At 73.1% G+C, this 18,502-nt stretch carries 12 protein-coding genes and 1 pseudogene; 7 read left to right on the top strand and 6 right to left on the bottom strand.

The annotated features are described in order from the left end of the window. Window positions 1–112 precede the first annotated feature (112 nt). Complete coding sequence (locus ABT015_RS17135; RefSeq protein WP_350879849.1) at window positions 113–859, bottom strand: IclR family transcriptional regulator; 747 nt, start codon at window positions 857–859, stop codon at window positions 113–115. Window positions 860–957: 98 nt separating this feature from the next. Between ABT015_RS17135 and ABT015_RS17140 the strand changes: the two genes are divergently transcribed. Together ABT015_RS17140 and ABT015_RS17145 are read left to right on the top strand one after the other, a co-directional pair. Further along, the gene (locus ABT015_RS17140; protein WP_350879850.1) at window positions 958–2,124 is read left to right on the top strand and encodes a pyridoxal-phosphate-dependent aminotransferase family protein; all 1,167 of its coding nucleotides are present in this window, start codon (window positions 958–960) and stop codon (window positions 2,122–2,124) included. Window positions 2,125–2,161: 37 nt separating this feature from the next. Next, entirely contained in the window at window positions 2,162–5,167 is a 3,006-nt protein-coding gene (locus ABT015_RS17145; RefSeq protein WP_350879851.1) for an FAD-binding and (Fe-S)-binding domain-containing protein, read from the top strand. A gap of 58 nt (window positions 5,168–5,225) precedes the next feature. On the opposite strand, the gene ABT015_RS17150 is transcribed toward ABT015_RS17145, so the two are convergent. Further along, on the bottom strand, window positions 5,226–6,821 hold the full coding sequence (locus tag ABT015_RS17150) for a M4 family metallopeptidase (RefSeq protein WP_350879852.1): 1,596 nt from the start codon (window positions 6,819–6,821) through the stop codon (window positions 5,226–5,228). A 209-nt stretch (window positions 6,822–7,030) separates the two neighbouring features. On the opposite strand from ABT015_RS17150, the gene ABT015_RS17155 reads away from it, so the two are divergent. After that, window positions 7,031–8,359, top strand: coding sequence for a hypothetical protein (locus ABT015_RS17155; RefSeq protein WP_350879853.1), 1,329 nt, complete (start codon window positions 7,031–7,033; stop codon window positions 8,357–8,359). Window positions 8,360–8,392: 33 nt separating this feature from the next. Here ABT015_RS17155 and ABT015_RS17160 read toward each other — a convergent pair whose 3' ends face one another. After that, complete coding sequence (locus ABT015_RS17160; RefSeq protein WP_350879854.1) at window positions 8,393–10,609, bottom strand: AMP-binding protein; 2,217 nt, start codon at window positions 10,607–10,609, stop codon at window positions 8,393–8,395. A gap of 206 nt (window positions 10,610–10,815) precedes the next feature. Between ABT015_RS17160 and ABT015_RS17165 the strand changes: the two genes are divergently transcribed. From ABT015_RS17165 to efeU, 4 genes are all read left to right on the top strand, one after another. After that, window positions 10,816–11,640: an ABC transporter ATP-binding protein gene (locus ABT015_RS17165; protein WP_350879855.1), complete on the top strand. Its 825-nt coding sequence runs from the start codon at window positions 10,816–10,818 to the stop codon at window positions 11,638–11,640. Window positions 11,641–11,839: 199 nt separating this feature from the next. Further along, the gene (gene efeO / locus ABT015_RS17170; protein ID WP_350879856.1) at window positions 11,840–12,988 is read left to right on the top strand and encodes an iron uptake system protein EfeO; all 1,149 of its coding nucleotides are present in this window, start codon (window positions 11,840–11,842) and stop codon (window positions 12,986–12,988) included. 106 nt (window positions 12,989–13,094) lie between these two features. After that, window positions 13,095–14,426: an iron uptake transporter deferrochelatase/peroxidase subunit gene (efeB, locus tag ABT015_RS17175; protein ID WP_350879857.1), complete on the top strand. Its 1,332-nt coding sequence runs from the start codon at window positions 13,095–13,097 to the stop codon at window positions 14,424–14,426. Between the two features lie 35 nt (window positions 14,427–14,461). Continuing rightward, a complete protein-coding gene (efeU, locus tag ABT015_RS17180; protein WP_350879858.1) occupies window positions 14,462–15,295 on the top strand; it encodes an iron uptake transporter permease EfeU in 834 nt (277 codons plus the stop codon). 67 nt (window positions 15,296–15,362) lie between these two features. Here efeU and ABT015_RS17185 read toward each other — a convergent pair whose 3' ends face one another. The 3 genes and pseudogenes from ABT015_RS17185 to ABT015_RS17195 all read right to left on the bottom strand — a co-directional run. Further along, a complete protein-coding gene (locus tag ABT015_RS17185; protein ID WP_350879859.1) occupies window positions 15,363–15,635 on the bottom strand; it encodes a hypothetical protein in 273 nt (90 codons plus the stop codon). Window positions 15,636–15,788: 153 nt separating this feature from the next. After that, on the bottom strand, window positions 15,789–18,350 hold the full coding sequence (locus tag ABT015_RS17190) for an ABC transporter permease (protein ID WP_350879860.1): 2,562 nt from the start codon (window positions 18,348–18,350) through the stop codon (window positions 15,789–15,791). Window positions 18,351–18,410: 60 nt separating this feature from the next. After that, window positions 18,411–18,502: pseudogene (locus ABT015_RS17195) on the bottom strand (ABC transporter ATP-binding protein); the annotation flags it as partial.

The raw sequence follows: 18,502 nt of genomic DNA on the forward strand, positions 1-18,502 counted from the left end.
CAAGCATGGGATGCGCCGATACCGCCGTCAAGGGGTCGGGGGGCGGGCTCCGGATCGGGAGCGTCGGCCCTGACGTACCGTCAAGAAGGCTATAGGCAGACTGAGTTCGCCGTCATCCGCGCGCTCCGAGCGCGACGCCGAGCCGCTTCGCCGCCGCGCTGACCAGGGCTCCGTGCTCCGTCCGCGACGCGTCGGTGGCCCGGCTGGCGGGGACGTTGACGCTGATGCTCGCGACCGGCAGCCCGAGGCCCCCGATGACCGCCGAGGCGACCGCCGAGACGTCGGAACGCCACTCGCCGCTGTTGGTCGCGTAGCCCCGGCGCCGGATCTCCGCCAACTCGTCCAGCAGTCGCCGCGGTTCGACGATCGTCGTGTCGGTGTAGCGGGCCAGCCCCTCGGCGAGGTAGCTCTCCAGGGCCTCGGCCGGGCTCGCGGCGAGCACCGCCTTGCCGTTCGCGGAGGCGTGGGCGGGCAGGTCCTGCCCGAGCGGAAGGACGATCCGCACCGGCTGGCTGGTCTCCAGTCGCTCCACCAGGATCACCCGACCGCCCTCCGGCACGGCCAGGTGCACCGTTTCGCCGGTCTGCCGGCGCAGTTCCTCCATCACCGGCACGGCGGCGTCGCGCAGGCCCAGTTCGCCGGTGGCCTGCCGGCCGACCTGGAGCGCCTTGGCGGTGACCAGCCACCGGGTGGGCGCCCCGCCGGCCTGGCGCAGCCACCCCGCCGTGTGCAGGGTGAGCAGCGCCCGCTGCACGGAGCTCTTCGGCAGGTCCATGGCCCGCGCCAGCTCCGCGACACCGATCGGCTGGCGCGCGGCGACCTCCTCCAGTACCCGCAGTGCGTTGAGCACGTTCTGCATCCTTGACCCCCTTCGAAGGTGGCGCCTACGCTCCGCTATGCCGCTCCACGATACGACGTGCCGTCACACGGCACAACCCTTAAGGGGGTTCGACGCGTATGTCCTTCCGTACCGGCCGCCACTTCCTCCAGATCCCGGGCCCCACCAACGTCCCCGACCCCGTGTTGCAGGCGATGGCGGCTCCCACGACCGACCACCGAGGGCCCGAGTTCGCGGCACTGACGCGCCGTCTGCTCACGTCGATCGGGCCGGTGTTCGGCACCTCGGGCCCGGTCGTGATCTACCCCGCCTCCGGGACCGGCGCCTGGGAGGCCGCGCTGGTCAACACCCTCAGCTCCGGCGACCGGGTGCTCTGCTTCGAGACCGGGCAGTTCGCCACGCTCTGGCAGGAGATGGCCCAGGCCCTCGGCCTGCGGGTGGACCTGGTCCCCGGCGACTGGCGCCACGGCGCCGACCCCGAGGTGCTCGCGCGGCGACTCGCCGAGGACACCGACCGGACGATCAAGGCGGTGTGCGTCGTCCACAACGAGACCTCCACCGGAGTGACCAGCCGGATCGCGGAACTGCGCCGGGCCCTGGACGAGGCGGGCCACCCGGCGCTGCTGCTGGTCGACGCGGTGTCCTCGCTCGGCTGCCTCGACTACCGCCACGACGAGTGGGGCGTGGACGTCACGGTGTCCGGCTCGCAGAAGGGCCTGATGCTGCCGCCCGGGCTGGGGTTCAACGCCGTCAGCCGCAAGGCGCTGGTCGCCTCGCGCACCGCCGGCCTGCCCAGGTCGTTCTGGAGCTGGGCGCCGGTCATCGAGGCGAACAGGAGCGGCTCCTTCCCCTACACCCCCGCCATCAACCTGCTCTACGGCCTGGACGCGGCCCTGCGGATCCTCGACGCCGAGGGGCACGCCAACGTCCACGCCCGGCACGCCCGGCACGCCGCCGCCACCCGGGCCGCCGTCCACGGCTGGGGCCTGGAGGTCCTGTGCGCGGACGAACGCGAGTACTCCGGCTCGCTCACCGCCGTCCTGCTGCCCGAGGGCCACGACGCGGACCGGTTGCGCGAACTCGTCCTGGAGCGCTACGACATGTCGCTCGGCGCCGGTCTGGGCAGGCTCGCCGGCCGGGTCTTCCGGATCGGCCACCTCGGCCACCTCAACGACCTGACCCTCATCGGCACCCTCGCCGGGGTGCAGCTGGGCCTGGAGCTCGCCGGGGTGCCGATCGACCCGGCCGGCCTCGGCGCGGCGCTCGACGTGCTCCGCCGACCGTGAACGCCTCGGCACCACCGGACAGAGGAGCCAACCGGACATGACAGCGAGCAGTTCCGACGCCTCGACGGCCGGCCGCGGCCCCGAGCGCGCCGCCCGACCCGAGAACGGCAGCCGCGACGGCGACACCCGCGCACTGGCGCAGCGGCTCCGCCGCGACCTCGACGGCGAGGTCCGCTTCGACGACTACACCCGGCACCTGTACTCCCGGGACGCGAGCATGTACGCGATCACCCCGGTCGGCGTGGTCCTGCCCCGGCACGCCGACGACGTCCAGGCCGCGGTCGCCGCGGCGGCCGAACACGGTGTACCGCTGGTGCCACGCGGCGCGGGCACCAGCCTCGCGGGGCAGACCGTGGGCCCCGGGCTCGTCCTGGACCTCTCCCGCCATCTGAACCGCATCCTGGAACTGGACCCCGAGGCCCGTACCGCCCTGGTGGAACCCGGTGTCGTCCAGGCCCAACTGAACCGCGCGGCAGCGCCGTCGGGCCTGGTGTTCGGCCCCGACACCTCCACCGCCAACCGGGCCACCATCGGCGGCATGATCGGCAACAACTCGGGCGGTAGCGGATCGCTGCGCCACGGGATGACCATCGACCACGTCCGGGAGCTCGACGTCGTGCTCTCCGACGCCAGCCGGGCCCACCTCGCCCCGGTCGACGCGGCGGAGCACCGCCGCCGGGCCGCCCTGCCGACCCTCGAAGGCGCCGTCTACCGCGAACTCCCGCGGATCGTCCGGGCCAACGCCCGGGCCATCGCCGAGGGCACGCCGGAGTTCTGGCGCCGCTCCGGCGGGTACCGCCTGGAACGGCTCGTCCGCGAGGGCGCCGAGGACGCCCCCTTCGACCTCGCCAAGTTCGTCGTCGGCTCGGAGGGCACCCTGGTCATCGCCACCAGGGCCCTGGTCGACCTGGTGCCCAGGCCCGCGCACACGGTCATCGCCGTCGGCCACTTCACCTCCGTCGCCGGGGCCGTCGACGCGACCGAGGACGCCCTCGCCTGCGAACCCGCCGCGGTGGAGCTGATGGACCGGACGATCCTCGAACTCTCCCGGCGGAAGATCGAGTACGCCCCGCTCGGCGGCATCCTGGCGGGCGATCCCGGGGCGCTGCTGTTCGTCAGCTTCAGCGGGGACGACGAGGGCGAACTGCGCGGCCGGCTCCAGCGGCTCACCGCCCGGTGGGCCCGGCACGGCCACGGCTACCACACCCTGCACGCGGTGACCGCGAAGCAGCAGGAGGCCCTGCTCAAGGTCCGCTCGGCCGGCCTCGGCCTGCTGATGGCCGCCGGCCAGGGCACCCGCCGCCCGCTCGCCTTCGTCGAGGACACCGCCGTCGACCCGGTCCACCTCGCCGACTACACCCGCCGCTTCCAGGAGGTGCTGGACCGGCACGGCCTGGCGGCCGGCTTCTACGGGCACTGCTCGGTCGGCTGCCTGCACATCCGCCCCTTCGTGGACCTGACCGATCCCGCCCAGGTGACGACCATGCGGGCGGTCGCGGAGGAGATCCGGGACCTGGTCACCGAGTACGGCGGCGTCAACTCCAGCGAGCACGGCGACGGCCTGGCCCGCAGCGAGTTCAACCCGCTGCTCTTCGGGCGGGACCTCTACGAGGCGATGCGCGGTACGAAGCGGCTCTTCGACCCCCGGAACCTCTTCAATCCCGGCAAGATCGTCGACGCCCCCGCCATGACGGACCACCTGCGGGACCCGGCCCTGCCGCCCGCGCCCGAACTGCGCACCCGGCTCTCCTTCGAGGTGCTCGGCGGCATGCGCGGGGCGGCCGACCGGTGCATGAACATCGGGCTGTGCCGCAAGAGCGCCACCGGCACGATGTGCCCCTCCTACATGGCCACCCGGGAGGAGGAGCACTCCACCCGCGGCCGCGCCAACGCCTTGGTGAAGGCGCTCTCCGAGCCGGACCCCCGGCAGGCGCTGGGAGACGAGCGTCTGCACGGGATCCTCGACCTCTGCCTGATGTGCAAGGCGTGCAAGAGCGAGTGCCCGCTCGGCGTCGACATGGCCACGCTCAAGGCCGAGACCCTCTCCCACCACCACGACCTGCACGGGGTGCCGCTCAGATCCCGGGTGTTCGGCGCCATCCGTCTGCTCAACCGGCTCGGCTCGGCCACCGCGCCGCTCTCCAACCTCCCGGGGCGCAGCCGGCTCGTCCGCCGACTGCTGGAACGGAGGCTGGGCATCACCGCCGCCAGGCCGCTGCCGGCCTTCGCGCGGAACGACCTGCTGCGGTGGTTCCGGCAGCACGAGGGTGCGGCCCCGTCGGCCCCCCTCGGCGAGGTGACCTTCCTGGCCGATTCCTTCACCACCTACACCGAGCCGGCCATCGGCCGCGCCGCCGTCGAACTGCTGGAACTGGCCGGCTGGCGGGTCCGGTTGGCGGCGCAGGGCTGCTGCGGTCGCGCGAGCCTGTCCAAGGGACTGCTGGACGACGCCAAGCGGCAGTCGGCCGACTTCGCCCGTGCCATCGCCGCGACGGCAGCCCCGGACTCACCGGTCACCGGCTGCGAGCCGTCCTGTCTGATGACGCTGCGGGACGAACACCTGGCCCTGCACCCGGACGACCCGGTGGTCAAGGACCTCGCGGGCCGGGTCCGGCAGGTGGAGGAACTGCTCACCGAGGCGATCGACGCCGGACGCCTCCGGCTGAGCCCCGAGGCCTGGCCGGCCGGTCGCCGACTGCTCTACCACGGCCACTGCCACCAGAAGGCCGAGGTCGGTACGGCCGCCACCGTCGCCCTGCTCAACCGGATCCCCGGTGTCGAGGTGGTCGAACTGGACGCCGGCTGCTGCGGGATGGCGGGTTCCTTCGGCTTCGAGAGCGAGCACTACGAGGTGTCCATGACCGTGGGGAACGACCGGCTCTTCCCCGCCGTCAGCGCCGAACCCGAGGACACCGTGATCGTGGCCACCGGCGCGTCCTGTCGCCAGCAGATCCTCCACGGGACGGAGCGCCACGCCTGGCACCCCGTCCAGCTCGTCCGCGAGGCCCTGCTGACCGGCACCGCGTCCGCACCGCCCGGCTGAGCGGGGTCGGGGGCGCGGCGGCCCGGGTCACCCGGGCCGCCGCGCCGGACCGTGCGCGTCAGTTGACGTTGACGCCGCTCCAGGCCGCGGCGACGGCCTTGTACTCGGTGCTGTTGAGGCCGTACAGGTCCTTGGCCGCGCTCAGGGAGGCGGTGCGGGCACCCTTGTAGGTGGTGGTGGAGGTCATGTAGACGGTCAGCGCGCGGTACCAGATCTTGGCGACCTTCTGGTTGCCGATGCCGGCCACCGTGGAGTTGTTGCAGGTGGGGCTGTTGTAGGTGTAGCCGTTGATGGTCTTGCTGCCGCTGCCCTCGCTGGCCAGGTAGAACCAGTGGTTGCCGACGCCCGAGGAGTTGTGCACGTCGAGCTTGCCGACCGAGCTGCTCCAGCAGTCCGCCGACCGGCCGTCGAGCGAGGGCTTGTCGAAGCGGCGCAGCCACGGCGGGGTGGACTGGTCGCTGAACAGGTAGTCGGGCGTGTCCACCTTGTTGTTGGCGTACCACTCCACCATGGTGCCGAAGATGTCGCTGGTGGACTCGTTGAGGCCGCCGGACTCGCCGCTGTAGCGCAGGTTGGCGGTGGCGCTGGTGACGCCGTGGGTCATCTCGTGGCCCATGGTGTCGAGGTCGACCTGCTCGGGGTCGGTGCTGCCGTCGCCGTCGCCGGTCATCATGCAGAAGCAGCTGTCGGACCACTGGGCGTTGTCCCAGTTGGTGCCGACGTGGACGAAGACGGTGGCGCCCTTACCGTCGTTCTTGATGCCGTTCCGGCCGAAGGTGTTCTTGTAGTAGTCGTACGTCCAGGCGGTGTTGGCGTGGGCGTCGACGGCGGCGGTGGAGCGGTCGGTGGAGAACTTCTTCCCGTCGCCCCAGACGTTGGTGGCGCTGGTGAACGCGGTGCCGGAGCCGGCCTTGAGCGCGCTCGCCGAGACGTTGTTGGCGTCCTTGGTGACGTGGCCGCGGACCGAGTCCTTGAGGGTGTAGCCGCCGCCGCTCTGGGCGGTGGTGTCGATCGTGATGTCGCCGGTGTACTCGGAGTGGCCGGTGCCGGAGGCCTGGTGCTCGGCGTCGTAGGTCTCGATCTGCTCGCCGGTGGTGGCGTCGGTGACGATCACCTTGCCGGCCGGCTGGCCGTGGTCGCCGGTGCCCTCGACGGTGGTGCGCCAGGCGAGCCGGGGCGTGCCGTCGGCGGCCCAGACGACCAGTTCGGGCGTGCTGGTGGCGTCCTGGACGCCGGGTGCGGCCGCGAGCGCGTCGGCGGCGCCGGCCTGCGCGGGCACCTTCGGGACGGTGGACCTGACGGCGGCGTCGTGGGCGGCCGCGCGGGAGGAGTCCTTGAGCCGGCCGCGGGCGTCCTGGTGGACGACCAGGTCACCGCCGACGACCGGCAGGCCCTGGTAGGTGCGGTCGAAGCGGACGTGCTGGGTGCCGTCGGCGTCGAGGACGACGTCCTTGACCACGAGGTCCTGGCCGGCGCCGAAGCCGAACACCCCCGCGTTGTGGGTGACGTTGGCGCGGGCCTGGGATATCGCGGCCTCCCTCGTGCCGGTGGCGGCGGTGGCCGTGCCGGTGGGGACGGCGACGGCGACGAGGGCGGCGACGACCGCGATGGCTCCGGCCGCGAGGGGGCGGCGGGAGGAGGAGGTGGGGCTCACTCTGACTCCAGTCGGGGTAGCTGCAGGGAAAAGAGCTGCGACCGACATTGACGGCGATCAGTCAGATAGAGCTAGAGGAATGGTCATATCTTTGCCAAGTTGTGTCCTGTTCAAATCAAAAGTGAGCAGAAATCAACACCCGTGCCGCATATGGCCGATCGCGTTCCGACGCCTGACGCATGGCCTGGCGAAGCCCTAGGCTCGCCCCCATGGACGGATGGGTGGCGGCCTGGACCGGCGGGCGGGCGGCGGTCCACGTGGGCAACGTCGCGGACTTCAACGAGCAGTTCTTCGCCCCGGGCATGGACGCCGCCCAGCGCGCCCGACGGCTGCGGCAGGCACACCACTACGCCTGCCAGGCCGCCTGCTACAGCCCCGAACCCGCGCTGCTGGTGCTGCCCGCCGAGGTCGGCCCGGAGTGGACGGACTGGCTGGCCCGGGAGCTGGAGTGGGGCCCGGTCGAGGTGCACGGCGGCGTCGCGCCCGAGCGGGCGGTCGCCCGGGCGCTCGCCGAACGGCCGGCCCTGGCCGCACGGATCGCCGCCCTCGGCCGGCCGGTGGTCGCCTGGGGCCGCACCGCCGCCCAGGGCGAGGGACCCGAACTGGCCGCGGTGCACCGCTACGAGTCCAAGGCGGCGGCCCACGACCTGTTCGCCGAACTCGCCCCCGACCACCCGGGCATCGTCGTCCCCCGGCAGGAACGCCCGGCCGGCCGGGGCCGGGCGGCCCGCCGGCTGACCGCCCGCGCCGCCCGGGGGCTGACCACCGTGCTGAAGAGCCCGCACGGCGTCGGCGGCTACGGCACCGTCGTGGTGGAGCCGGCCGACCTGCTCACCGCGGGCGGCGGCCGGGCCCTGCTGCGGCGCCTGGTCCGCTCCGAACTCCTGCCCGCCCAGGGTGGCCTGCTGCTGGAGGAGCACATCGACCCGGGCCCGGCCGCCCGGCTGCGCGACCTCACCTACGACGCGCTGGTCGGCCCGGACGGAGCCGTCCACCCGGTGGGAGCCGGCGACATGCACGTCGCCGGCACCCGCTACCAGGGCGTCACCGTCGGCCCCGACGCGGTGCCCCGGGGCGCGGCCGGGACGGCCCGCCGGTTCGCCCTCGCGGTGGGGGAGCGGTTGGCCGCCGAGGGCTACCGCGGCTGGTACGACGTGGACTTCGTCACCGACCGGCAGCGCCGGCTCGCCCCCACCGAGATCAACCTGCGGCTCACCGGCCCGGCCGTGGCCTTCATGCTGCGGGCCCGCCTCGACCAGGTGCGGGGCCCGGGTCACCTCGTCCGCACCCTGGACGCGATGCCGCTCGGCGCCCGGCTCTCCCCGGGCGCGCTGCACGACCACCTCGACCGGCTGCGGCCGCGCTGCGCCCGGCTCGACGTCACCCTCCTGCCGTTGATCCCGACGGCGTGCCACGACCCGGAGCCCGTCGTCGGTCTCGCCCTCGCCGGGCCGAGCGCCGAGGCGCTGGACGCCGCGCAGGCGCTGCTCGCGGCCGCGCACCACGGGCTGGCCGGGATGTTCGAGGCACTGCGCTGACCGATCGTCAGGGAGGGCCGTCGCCGCAGGCCGTCACCGCCGTGCGGTCGGCCGCCGGATCAGGAAGACCAGCACCACCAGCGCGGCCGCCATCAGCGGCACGTTGAAGGTGAACACCATCGCCGTCTCGCGCGGCCAGTCGGTGGCGTCGGTGAGCCGGTACAGGTTGTCCTGCGGCCACCAGGAGGCCAGCAGCCACACCACCGAGAAGTAGGTGAGCAGGGACAGCCCGAACGACCGCCCCTGCCGCAGCACCGCCGGGAAGCCGAAGAAGAGGAAGGCCACCCCGGCGCCGAAGGCGAGGTTCTCGCACAGGTAGAGCAGCTCGAACCAGAAGTGGTACGTGTCGGGCACCGCCCCGAGCCGCGTCGCGCCGGGGAAGAAGACGTCGGTGCCGACCCAGGCCATGAGCGAGAAGAACACCACGCAGCCGAGCGCCAGGCAGCCCGGCAGGTTCGACGTGCCGCTGCGCCCGCCCCCGGCCTTGCCGCCGCCGCCCTTCCCCGCCCGCGCCCCCGCCTTCACCGATCCGGCGGCGGTGTGCTTCGGCGGGGCCGGCAGCGGCAGCGCGGCGCGGTCCAGCTTGCCGGCCCGGGTGCGCGGCAGCTCCGGCACCGGGACGACGGCCTCGGGCGCGTCGCCGGCGGGCAGCCGGGCCGCCAGGTACTGGGAGAGCGACCAGCCGTCCGCCCCGTCCGCGTCCGGAGCGGTCACCGCGTACCCGACCAGGCTGCGCCGGCCCGGCCGCAACTCCAGCTCCACCACGGCCGCCTCCCGGACCGCCGGGTGGGCGCGCAGCCGGCCCTCCGCCCGGGCCGCCGCCGCGACCCGGGAGACCACCGCGGCCTCGCGGGCGAAGGGGACCGGCCCGACCACGTGCGCGGCCCGGCCGAGGAACTCCAGGACGCCGTCGTCCCGGAGCCGGCCGATGTCCCCGGTCAGCAGCACCCGGCCGTCCGGGTCGAAGGCCGCCCGGACGAACCGGTGGCGGGTGTCGTCGTCCCGGTGGAGGTAGCCCCGGCCGAGGCCGCCGCCCGCGATCGCGATCTCGCCGGCCCGCCCCGGCGGCCCCGGGGTGCCGTCCGGGCCGACCACGTAGACCCGGGTGCCGGGGAACGGCCGGCCGATCAGGGAGACCCGCTCGCCGTCCTCGGTGGCCGCCGTGCCCTGCGCGTCGAAGTAGGTGCTGTCCACGCCGGCCTCGGCGAGGCCGTACACGTTGAGCACCCTGGTCCCGTCGCCGAGCATCCGCTGGAGGCCCAACTGCTCGTCCAGGTACCACTTCTCGGCGCCGACGGTGAGCAGCCGCACGCCGGGCAGCGGCGCGCCGGCCCGGGGTCCGTCGGCCAGCGGCGTACCGGCCCGGGGTCCGTCGGCCAGCGGCGTACCGGCCAGGGGTTCGCCTGCCCGCGGCTCGCCCGTCCGCGGCTCGCCGCTCCGGGCGAGGTGGGCGGCCAGCCGGCGCGCGAGGCGGGCGTTCAGCTCCAGGACGGTGATCCCTTCGGCGGCCACCAGGGCGGGCAGGCCGGCGAGGTCGGCGGTGCGGTCCAGGGTGAGGTTGCGCGGGGCGACCACCAGGGTGGCGCCGGAGCCCAGCGCGCGGACCCAGTCGGCGGTGAAGACGTCGAACTCCAGGCTCGACGTCTGCAGGATCCGGTCCGCCGGGGACAGCCCGTACACCTCGCGCCAACCCCGGTACGCGGACAGCAGGTTGCGGTGCTCGACCAGGGCCCCGGTGGGCAGACCGGTGGAGCCCGAGGTGTAGAGGACGCAGGCGAGGTCCGCCGGGCCGGTGGGCGCCCCCGGCGGGCCGGACGGCGCTTCGGTGAGGTCGGCCGTGTCCAGGCAGACGATCTTCGCCGGGCCCGCGTCGGTGAGCCGCACCCGGTGGTTCTCCTCGGTCACCACCAGGTCCGGGGCGGCGTCGGCCAGGACGTGCCGCAGCAGCGCGTCCGGCGCGCTCGGCTCCAGCGGCACGTAGGCGGCGCCCGCCTTCAGCACCGCGAGCAGCGCGACGTACACCTGCGTGCCGCGACCCAGGGCCACCGCCGCCCGGCCGCCCGGGGCCAGGCCGTGCGCCGCCAGGTGGCGGGCCAGGGCCGCGGCCCGCGCGTCCAGTTCCCCGTACGTCAGCTCGGCATCGCCGCAGCGGACGGCCACCGCCTGCGGTGCCTGCCCGGCCCGCAGTTCGACCAGCCCGTGCAGCGTGTCGGCCGCCCGGTCCTCGGCCGCTTCCCCGTCGGTCGGCATCGGCGCTCCCCTCGTTCCCTCCGAATGCCCAGATCATCCTCCCAACTCCCGCGGCGTGACAGGGTTCTGGAGCGTCCACTCCTCGGACGGTCCGGCCCCGCGCGCGGCGACGGTTGTACTCTGCACGCAGACGGTCGGCGCCGGCCCGTCCGGTACGGCGCCTCGCCCGCGCCCTGTCCGGCGCCGCACCTCGGAGGTCCGCCCCCATGAGCTCGTCCGTCCCGTCCTTCGACGGCCCGCTGCTGCGCACCCAGGACGTGGACGTCGTACGCGACGGCCGCCACCTGCTGCGCGGGATCACCCTCGCCATAGAGCCGGGCGAGCACTGGGCGCTGCTCGGCCCCAACGGCGCCGGGAAGTCGACCCTGCTCGCCCTGCTCGGCGCGGTCTCCCACCCCACCCGGGGCGAGGTGGACGTGCTCGGCCGCCGGCTCGGCCGGGTGGACATCCGCGAGCTGCGCGCCCACCTCGGGCACGTCAACCCCCGGCACCCGCTGCGCTCGCCGCTGAGCGTGCGCGAGGTGGTGCTCACCGGGCACACCAACAGCATCGAGCCGGAGTTGCACCGCAAGCCCGGCCCCGAGGTGCTGGAGCGGGCCGAGCAGCTGATCGAGACGCTCGGCATGGGCGCGATCGCCGAGTCGGCGTGGACCACCCTGTCCCAGGGCGAGCGCGGCCGGGCCCTGATCGCCCGCGCGCTGATGCCGAGCCCCCGCCTGCTGCTGCTCGACGAGCCCGCCACCGGGCTGGACCTGACCGCCCGCGAGCTGCTGCTGGACAGCCTGGACCTGCTGCGCCACCAGCACCCGGAGCTGGCCAGCGTGCTGGTCACCCACCACCTGGAGGAGCTGCCGGAGAGCACCACCCACGCCCTGCTGCTGCGGGACGGGGAGTGCGTGGCGGCCGGGCCGGTGGACGAGGTGATGACCACCGAGCTGATCAGCGTGACCTTCGGCCACCCGATCCGGATCAGCCGGCACGAGGGTCGGTGGACGGCCCGGGCGGCCGCGCGGCGTACGCCGGGGCGCTGACGGGTCCCGGTCGGGGCGTGTGCAGGGGGGTGGGCTGGGCGGTCGGCCCGCTTCCGAGGGGGGGCGGGTATGGACGTAAAAAAGTTTTTACGTAAGGTATGCCTTAGCTAAGGCGGGGTTGTCGCTGGTTCGGCGCCCCCACCGGTGCTCAGCCCTGCCCCGCCCTGGCACACCCATGCCCTTTTCCGTTGGAGCCCGCATGTCCGCCCGTCGCCGTTCCACCGCAGCCGCGCTGCTCACCCTCGCCGTGGCGACCGCCACCCTGGCGGGCTGTGCGACGAAGAAGGACGACAAGGCGGGCGGCGCGGACGCGGTCAAGATCAACGCGACCGACACCGCCTGCGAGGTCTCCAAGACCAGCTTCCCGGCCGGCCACGTCGTCCTGGACATCAGCAACAAGGGCGCCAAGACCACCGAGGTCTACGTCTACGCCGCCGGCGACAAGATCATCACCGAGCGCGAGAACATCGGCCCCGGCACCAAGGCCACCATCAACGCGGAGATCAAGGCCGGCTCCTACGAGATCGCCTGCAAGCCCGGCATGGTCGGCGACGGCATCCGCCAGAAGATCACCGTGACCGGCGAGGGCGCCGGTACCGCCACCGCCGACCCGCGCCTGACCGCCGCCGTCGACGCGTACCGCACGTACGCCCAGCAGCAGGCCGACGCCACCATCCCGGCCGTCGAGGCCTTCGCCGCCGCGATCAAGGCCGGCGACGTGGAGAAGGCCAAGTCGCTGTACGCGCCGTCGCGCACCGGCTGGGAGCGCACCGAGCCGGTCGCCGAGAGCTTCGGCGACGTCGACCCCAAGACCGACACCCGCGAGGACAAGCTGGAGGCCGGCCAGGAGTGGACCGGCTGGCACAAGCTGGAGAAGTCGCTCTGGGCCGACGCCAAGATCGGTGACGACGAGAAGAAGCTCGCCGACCAGCTGGTCAACGACCTCAAGGACTGGCAGAAGAAGATCCCCGAGGCCGAGATCACCGCGACCAGCATGGCCAACGGCGCCAAGGAGCTGCTGGACGAGGTCGCCACCAACAAGATCACCGGCGAGGAGGACCGCTACAGCCACACCGACCTGGCCGACTTCCAGGCCAACGTCGAGGGCGCGCAGAAGGCCTACGAGCTGCTGAAGCCGGTCGCCGCCGAGAAGGACCCGGAGCTGTCCAAGACCCTGGACTCCGAGTTCACCGCGATCCAGGCCCTGCTCGCCAAGTACAAGCAGGCCGACGGCACCTTCACCTCCTACGACAAGGTCACCGAGGCCGAGCGCAAGACCTTCTCCGACGCGGTCAACTCGCTGGGCGAGCCGCTGTCGAAGCTGGCCGCCGCCGTGGTCGTCAAGTAACCACCGCAGCCCACCCGAGCACCGTCCCCACCCCACCGACGCCGTGGCGGCCCGAAGCGGCCGCCACGGCATCGGCGAGTCAGCACAGAGAAGGATCCGCCCGCCGATGGACGCCGAGAACGCCAAGGGCACCGAGAACCCCGAGAACCCCGAGGGCACCGCGAACGCCCCGGCCGCTGCCGCCGGTGGGGCCGGGGGCGCCGTCAGCCGACGGGCCGTGATCGGCTGGGCCGGCGCGGGCGTCGCGCTCGGCGCGGCCGCCGTCGGCTCGGTCGCCGCCGCCACCCGGCAGGACGACCAGGCCCCGGCCCCGGCCGCCCAGACCGGCGCCGAGGTGCCCTTCTACGGCGAGAACCAGTCCGGCATCGCCACCCCGGTCCAGGACCGCCTGCACTTCGCCGCCTTCGACGTCTCCGAGAAGGCGACCCGCGAGTCGCTGGTCAAGATGCTCAAGGAGTGGACCAAGGCCGCCGCCGCGATGACCGGCGGCCGCGAGGTCGGCACCGGCGCCGCCGACGGCCTGCCCGAGGCGCCGCCGGACGACACCGGCGAGGCCCTCGGCCTGCCCGCCTCCCGGCTCACCCTCACCATCGGCTTCGGCCCCACCCTGTTCGACCAGGACGGCGTCGACCGCTTCGGCCTGCGCGCCAAGCGCCCCGAGGCCCTGATCGACCTGCCGAACTTCAAGGGCGACAAGCTCGACCCGCTGCGCAGCGGCGGCGACCTCTGCGTCCAGGCCTGCGCCGACGACCCGCAGGTCGCCGTGCACGCGATCCGCAACCTGGCCCGGATCGGCATGGGCACCGTCAACATCCGCTGGTCCCAGCTCGGCTTCGGCAAGACCTCCTCCACCACCCCGGACGCCCAGACCCCGCGCAACCTGCTCGGCTTCAAGGACGGCACCCACAACATCGCGGGCACCGACGGCGCCGGGCTGGCCGAGCACGTCTGGGCCGCCCCCGGCGACGGCCCCGAGTGGATGACCGGCGGCTCCTACCTGGTCGCCCGGCGGATCCGGATGCACATCGAGACCTGGGACCGCGCCTCGCTCAAGGACCAGGAGGACACCTTCGGCCGCACCAAGGGCGAGGGCGCCCCCTACGGCAAGGCCAAGGAGCACGACGCGCCGGACCTCAAGGCGATGCCCGCCGGCTCGCACGTCGCCCTGGCCCACCCGGACGCCAACAACGGCCTGATGATCCTGCGCCGCGGCTTCTCCTTCACCGACGGCACCGACGGCCTCGGCCGCCTGGACGCCGGCCTGTTCTTCCTCGCCTACCAGCGGGACACCCGCAAGGCCTTCGTGCCGCTCCAGCAGCGGCTCGCGGCCGGCGACAAGCTCAACGAGTACATCCAGCACGTCGGTTCCGCCCACTTCGCCTGCCCGGCGGGCGTCCGCAAGCCAGGGGAGTGGTGGGGCCAAGCGCTCTTCGGCTGATCCCCCGCCCCGTTCAACCCCCCGAGGAGAGTGCCGTGTTCGGCAACTACCTGATCGGCCTGCGCGAAGGCCTCGAAGCCAGCCTGGTCGTCTGCATCCTGATCGCCTACCTGGTCAAGACCGGCCGGAGGGACAAGCTGCCGCCGGTGTGGATCGGCGTCGCCTCCGCCGTGGTGCTCAGCATGGCCTTCGGCGCCGTGCTGCAGTTCGGCTCGTCGCAGCTCACCTTCGAGGCCCAGGAGGCGCTGGGCGGCTCGCTGTCGATCATCTCGGTCGGGCTGGTCACCTGGATGGTGTTCTGGATGCGCCGCACCGCCCGGCACCTGAAGACCGAACTGCACGGCAAGCTGGACGCGGCCATCGCCATGGGCACCACGGCCCTGGTGGTCACCTGCTTCCTGGCGGTCGGCCGCGAGGGCCTGGAGACCGCGCTGTTCATCTGGTCCGCGGTGCAGGCCACCAACGACGGCTACAACCCGCTGATCGGCGCCGCGCTCGGCCTGCTCACCTCGGTGGTGCTCGGCTGGCTGTTCTACCGCGGCGCGCTGAAGATCAACCTGGCCAAGTTCTTCACCTGGACCGGCGCGATGCTGGTGGTCGTCGCGGCCGGCGTGCTCGCCTACGGCGTGCACGACCTCCAGGAGGCCGGCTGGCTGCCGGGCCTGCACAGCGTGGCCTTCGACATCAGCAGCACCATCCCCAAGGACAGCTGGTACGGCACCCTGCTCAAGGGCGTGTTCAACTTCCAGCCGGACCCGACGGTGCTGCAGCTCGTGGTCTGGCTGCTCTACCTGGTGCCGACCCTCGCCGTGTTCTTCGGCCTGCTCGGCGGCAAGGCGAAGCCCGTCGCCGCCAAGCCGGCCGCCTGACCCCTCCGTTCGGCGAACCGCCCGCCCCGTCCGGCTCATGCCGGGCGGGGCGGTGTCGTGTGCGGCGCTAACCCCCGTACAGGCAGAGGAAGACGATGAAGGCGACCAGCCCGACGGCCGCGGCGATCCACGGGCCCGGCGCGAACTCCTGCCGGACGTACCCGGCGTCGTGCGTCTGCGACAGGTGCTCGGAGGCCTTCGCCTGCGCGCCGAACGTCGCCGATCTGCGGTAGCCGCAGCTCTCGCAGACCACGCGCCGGGTGTTGTTCCGCCTGGAGACGACCTTCACCGCGTGCTGGTGCCCGTGCGGGTCCTCGCCCGTGAACCGGCTGGTCTCCATGCCTTGGCCCCCTTCGCCTCGCCCCTGTGCGCGCGAGCATCCTTGCACGCACCACCGACACAGCCCTACCCCGGCTGGGCCGGGATACGCCGGAGCCCCGGACGGTCGAGGACCGTCCGGGGCTCCGGGCGCGCTTGCGGGGGGGGGGGGCGCCTACTCGCTCTTGATCGCGCCCAGGATGTCCATCCGGGCGGCCCGGTGGGCCGGCCAGAGGGCGGCCAGCAGGCCGATCACCGCGGCCGCGACCAGGAAGCCGACGATCTGCAGCGGCGGCACCACGGTGGTCATGTTCTTGAACGAGTCCGCCATCGTGCGGGTGCCCGCCCAGGCCACCAGGATCCCGAGCCCGATCCCGACCGCGCCGCCGAACAGCGCGATCAGCAGCGACTCCAGCCGGACCATCCGGCGGATGCCGATCCGGTCCAGGCCGATCGCCCGCAGCATGCCGATCTCCCGGCGCCGCTCGAACACCGACATCGCCATGGTGTTGACCACGCCGAGCACCGCGATCACCACGGCCATCCCGAGCAGCCCGTACATCATGTTCAGCATGCCGGTGATCAGCTGACGGTTCTCCGCCTTGATGTCCTTCTCGCCCTTGACCGCGATCAGCGGGTTGCCGCCGGTCGCGTCGCGCAGCGCCTGCTTCAGCTTCTCGTCCGCGCCGTTGGCGCCCTTCACCAGGACCTTCGCCGGGCCGGAGCCGGGCAGCGCGTGCGGGCCCACCACGTTGTCCGGGGCGATGACGTTGGCCAGCGCGCTGTTGGCCTCCAGCACGGCGCCGACGGTGAGCGAGCCCTTGGTCTTGTCCGGGTAGGTGACGGCCATGGTGTCGCCGACCTTGAAGCCGAGGCGTTCGGCGGTGCCCGAGCTCATCATCAGCTTGCCCTGCTTGAGGGCGTCCGCCGAACCGTCCTTGACCTTGACGGTGGCCAGCTGGCCGATGGTCGCGGCGTCGACGCCCGTCAGGAACTCGTAGTCGGAGTCGCCCTTGTCGGTCGTCACCCGGATTTCGCGCATCACGCTCATGGCGCTGACGCCGGGCGCCTTGGCGATCTGGCCGGCGACCTCGGGGGAGAGCTTCGAGCCGTTCTGCATGGCGACCGTGTAGTCGGCCTTGAGGTCGTTCGCGGTCGCCGCGTCGACGGCCTTGTTCACCGAGGCGCCGACCACGGTCAGCGCGGTGATCAGGGTGACGCCGATGGTCAGCGCCGAGGCGGTGGCCGCCGTCCGGCGCGGGTTGCGGATCGCGTTCTCCTGGGCCAGCTTGCCCGGCGTGCCGTAGAGCCTGCGCAGCAGCGGGGCGAACAGCGCGATCAGCGGCCGGGCCAGCAGCGGGGTCAGCACGAACACGCCGATCAGCAGGACGCCCGCGCCGAGGCCGACCAGCTTGACCTCCTTGCCGCCGGCACCGGCGGCCAGGGCGCCCGCGCCGGCCAGCGTGAACAGCAGGCCGATCGTGTTGCGGATCCGCAGGCTCTTCTGGGTGGCCGGCTGCTCGACTGAGCTCATCGCGGCCACCGGGGCGATCCGGGCGGCGCGCAGGGCCGGAAGCAGGGCGGACAGCACCGTCACCAGGACGCCGACCAGCAGGGTCACCGCGATGGTGAGCGGCTTGATCACCAGCGAGCCCTGCGGCATGGTGTCGTCCATCGCGCTGACCAGCGACTGCATGCCGGCGCCGATCCCGATGCCGGCGAGCAGCCCGGCCGCCGAGGCGAGCAGGCCGACCAGCAGTGCCTCGACCAGCACGGAGCGGGTGATCTGCCTGCGGCTGGCGCCGATCGCCCGCAGCAGTGCGAGTTCCTTGGTGCGCTGGGCGACCAGCATGGTGAAGGTGTTGGCGATGATGAAGATGCCGACGAACAGTGAGATGAAGGCGAAGACCATCAGGAAGGTGCTCAGGACCTTGGTGCCCTGCTGGATCATCCGGTCCTGCTCGGCGGCGAGCTCGCGCCCGGTCTTCGCCTCGATCGAGTCGCCCTGCGGGGCGGTCTGCTTGACGGCGGCGAGCAGCGCGGTGTCGTCCGCGCCCGGCTTGCCCTTGACGTCCAGCTCGGCGTAGCGGCCCGGGCTCAGGTAGAGCTGCTGGGCGGTGGCGGTGTCGAAGGCGGCCAGCGAGCCGCCGGCCAGCACGCGCGGGTCGTTGGTGGTCAGGGTGCCGGTGAGCTTGAGCTTCATCACCGGGCCGTTGACGGCGACCCGGACGGTGTCGCCGACCTTGTAGCCGCCCTTCTCGGCGGTCTTGGTGTCCAGTGCGATCTCGCCCGAGCCGTGCGGGCCGCGGCCGTCGACCAGCGGGTAGCGCGGGTCGGTGCCGTCGGCACCCGGCACGTAGTTGGTGCCGGTGGTGGAGAAACCGTTGCCGATCAGCGCGCCCTTCTTGTCGGCGATGCCGGCGAAGCCGCTGACCACGCCGCGCGCCTCGGCGGCGCCGGGCAGCGCCGCGACCGCCTTGCGGATCTCCTCGGTGAGGGCCGGGCCCTCGGAGTCCTCGCCCGTGTGGTCGTAGGCCTGGCGGGCGGCGTCGCGGTCGCTGACCGTGACGGCGATGTCGGTGTAGCTCTTGGAGTTCTGAGTCCTGAGCGCGTTGCCGAAGGTGTCGGAGAAGACCATGGTGCCGGCGACGAAGGCGGTGCCGAGCAGCACGGCGAGCATCGTCATGAGCAGTCGGCCCTTGTGGGCCAGCACGTTGCGCAAAGCGGTGCGGTACATGAGGGGGTGTCAGTCCTGGGGGTTCTCGAAGGTCGGGGGCGCCGGGGCTGGCGGGACGCTCTAGCTGGTGCGGCCCTTGGCGTCGAAGCGGCGCATGCGGTCCAGGACGGTGTCGGCGGTGGGGTGGTGGAGTTCGTCGACGATGCGGCCGT

Source organism: Kitasatospora sp. NPDC094016 (assembly GCF_040304045.1).
In the GTDB taxonomy this organism is placed as follows: Bacteria; Actinomycetota; Actinomycetes; order Streptomycetales; family Streptomycetaceae; genus Kitasatospora.

What these genes read in the sequence shown, in the direction of transcription:
- ABT015_RS17135 (WP_350879849.1), bottom strand. Translation starts at nt 859, where the DNA reads ATGCAGAACGTGCTCAACGCACTGCGGGTACTGGAGGAGGTCGCCGCG.
- ABT015_RS17140 (WP_350879850.1), top strand. Translation starts at nt 958, where the DNA reads ATGTCCTTCCGTACCGGCCGCCACTTCCTCCAGATCCCGGGCCCCACC.
- ABT015_RS17145 (WP_350879851.1), top strand. Translation starts at nt 2,162, where the DNA reads ATGACAGCGAGCAGTTCCGACGCCTCGACGGCCGGCCGCGGCCCCGAG.
- ABT015_RS17155 (WP_350879853.1), top strand. Translation starts at nt 7,031, where the DNA reads ATGGACGGATGGGTGGCGGCCTGGACCGGCGGGCGGGCGGCGGTCCAC.
- ABT015_RS17160 (WP_350879854.1), bottom strand. Translation starts at nt 10,609, where the DNA reads ATGCCGACCGACGGGGAAGCGGCCGAGGACCGGGCGGCCGACACGCTG.
- ABT015_RS17165 (WP_350879855.1), top strand. Translation starts at nt 10,816, where the DNA reads ATGAGCTCGTCCGTCCCGTCCTTCGACGGCCCGCTGCTGCGCACCCAG.
- efeO (WP_350879856.1), top strand. Translation starts at nt 11,840, where the DNA reads ATGTCCGCCCGTCGCCGTTCCACCGCAGCCGCGCTGCTCACCCTCGCC.
- efeB (WP_350879857.1), top strand. Translation starts at nt 13,095, where the DNA reads ATGGACGCCGAGAACGCCAAGGGCACCGAGAACCCCGAGAACCCCGAG.
- ABT015_RS17185 (WP_350879859.1), bottom strand. Translation starts at nt 15,635, where the DNA reads ATGGAGACCAGCCGGTTCACGGGCGAGGACCCGCACGGGCACCAGCAC.
- ABT015_RS17190 (WP_350879860.1), bottom strand. Translation starts at nt 18,350, where the DNA reads ATGTACCGCACCGCTTTGCGCAACGTGCTGGCCCACAAGGGCCGACTG.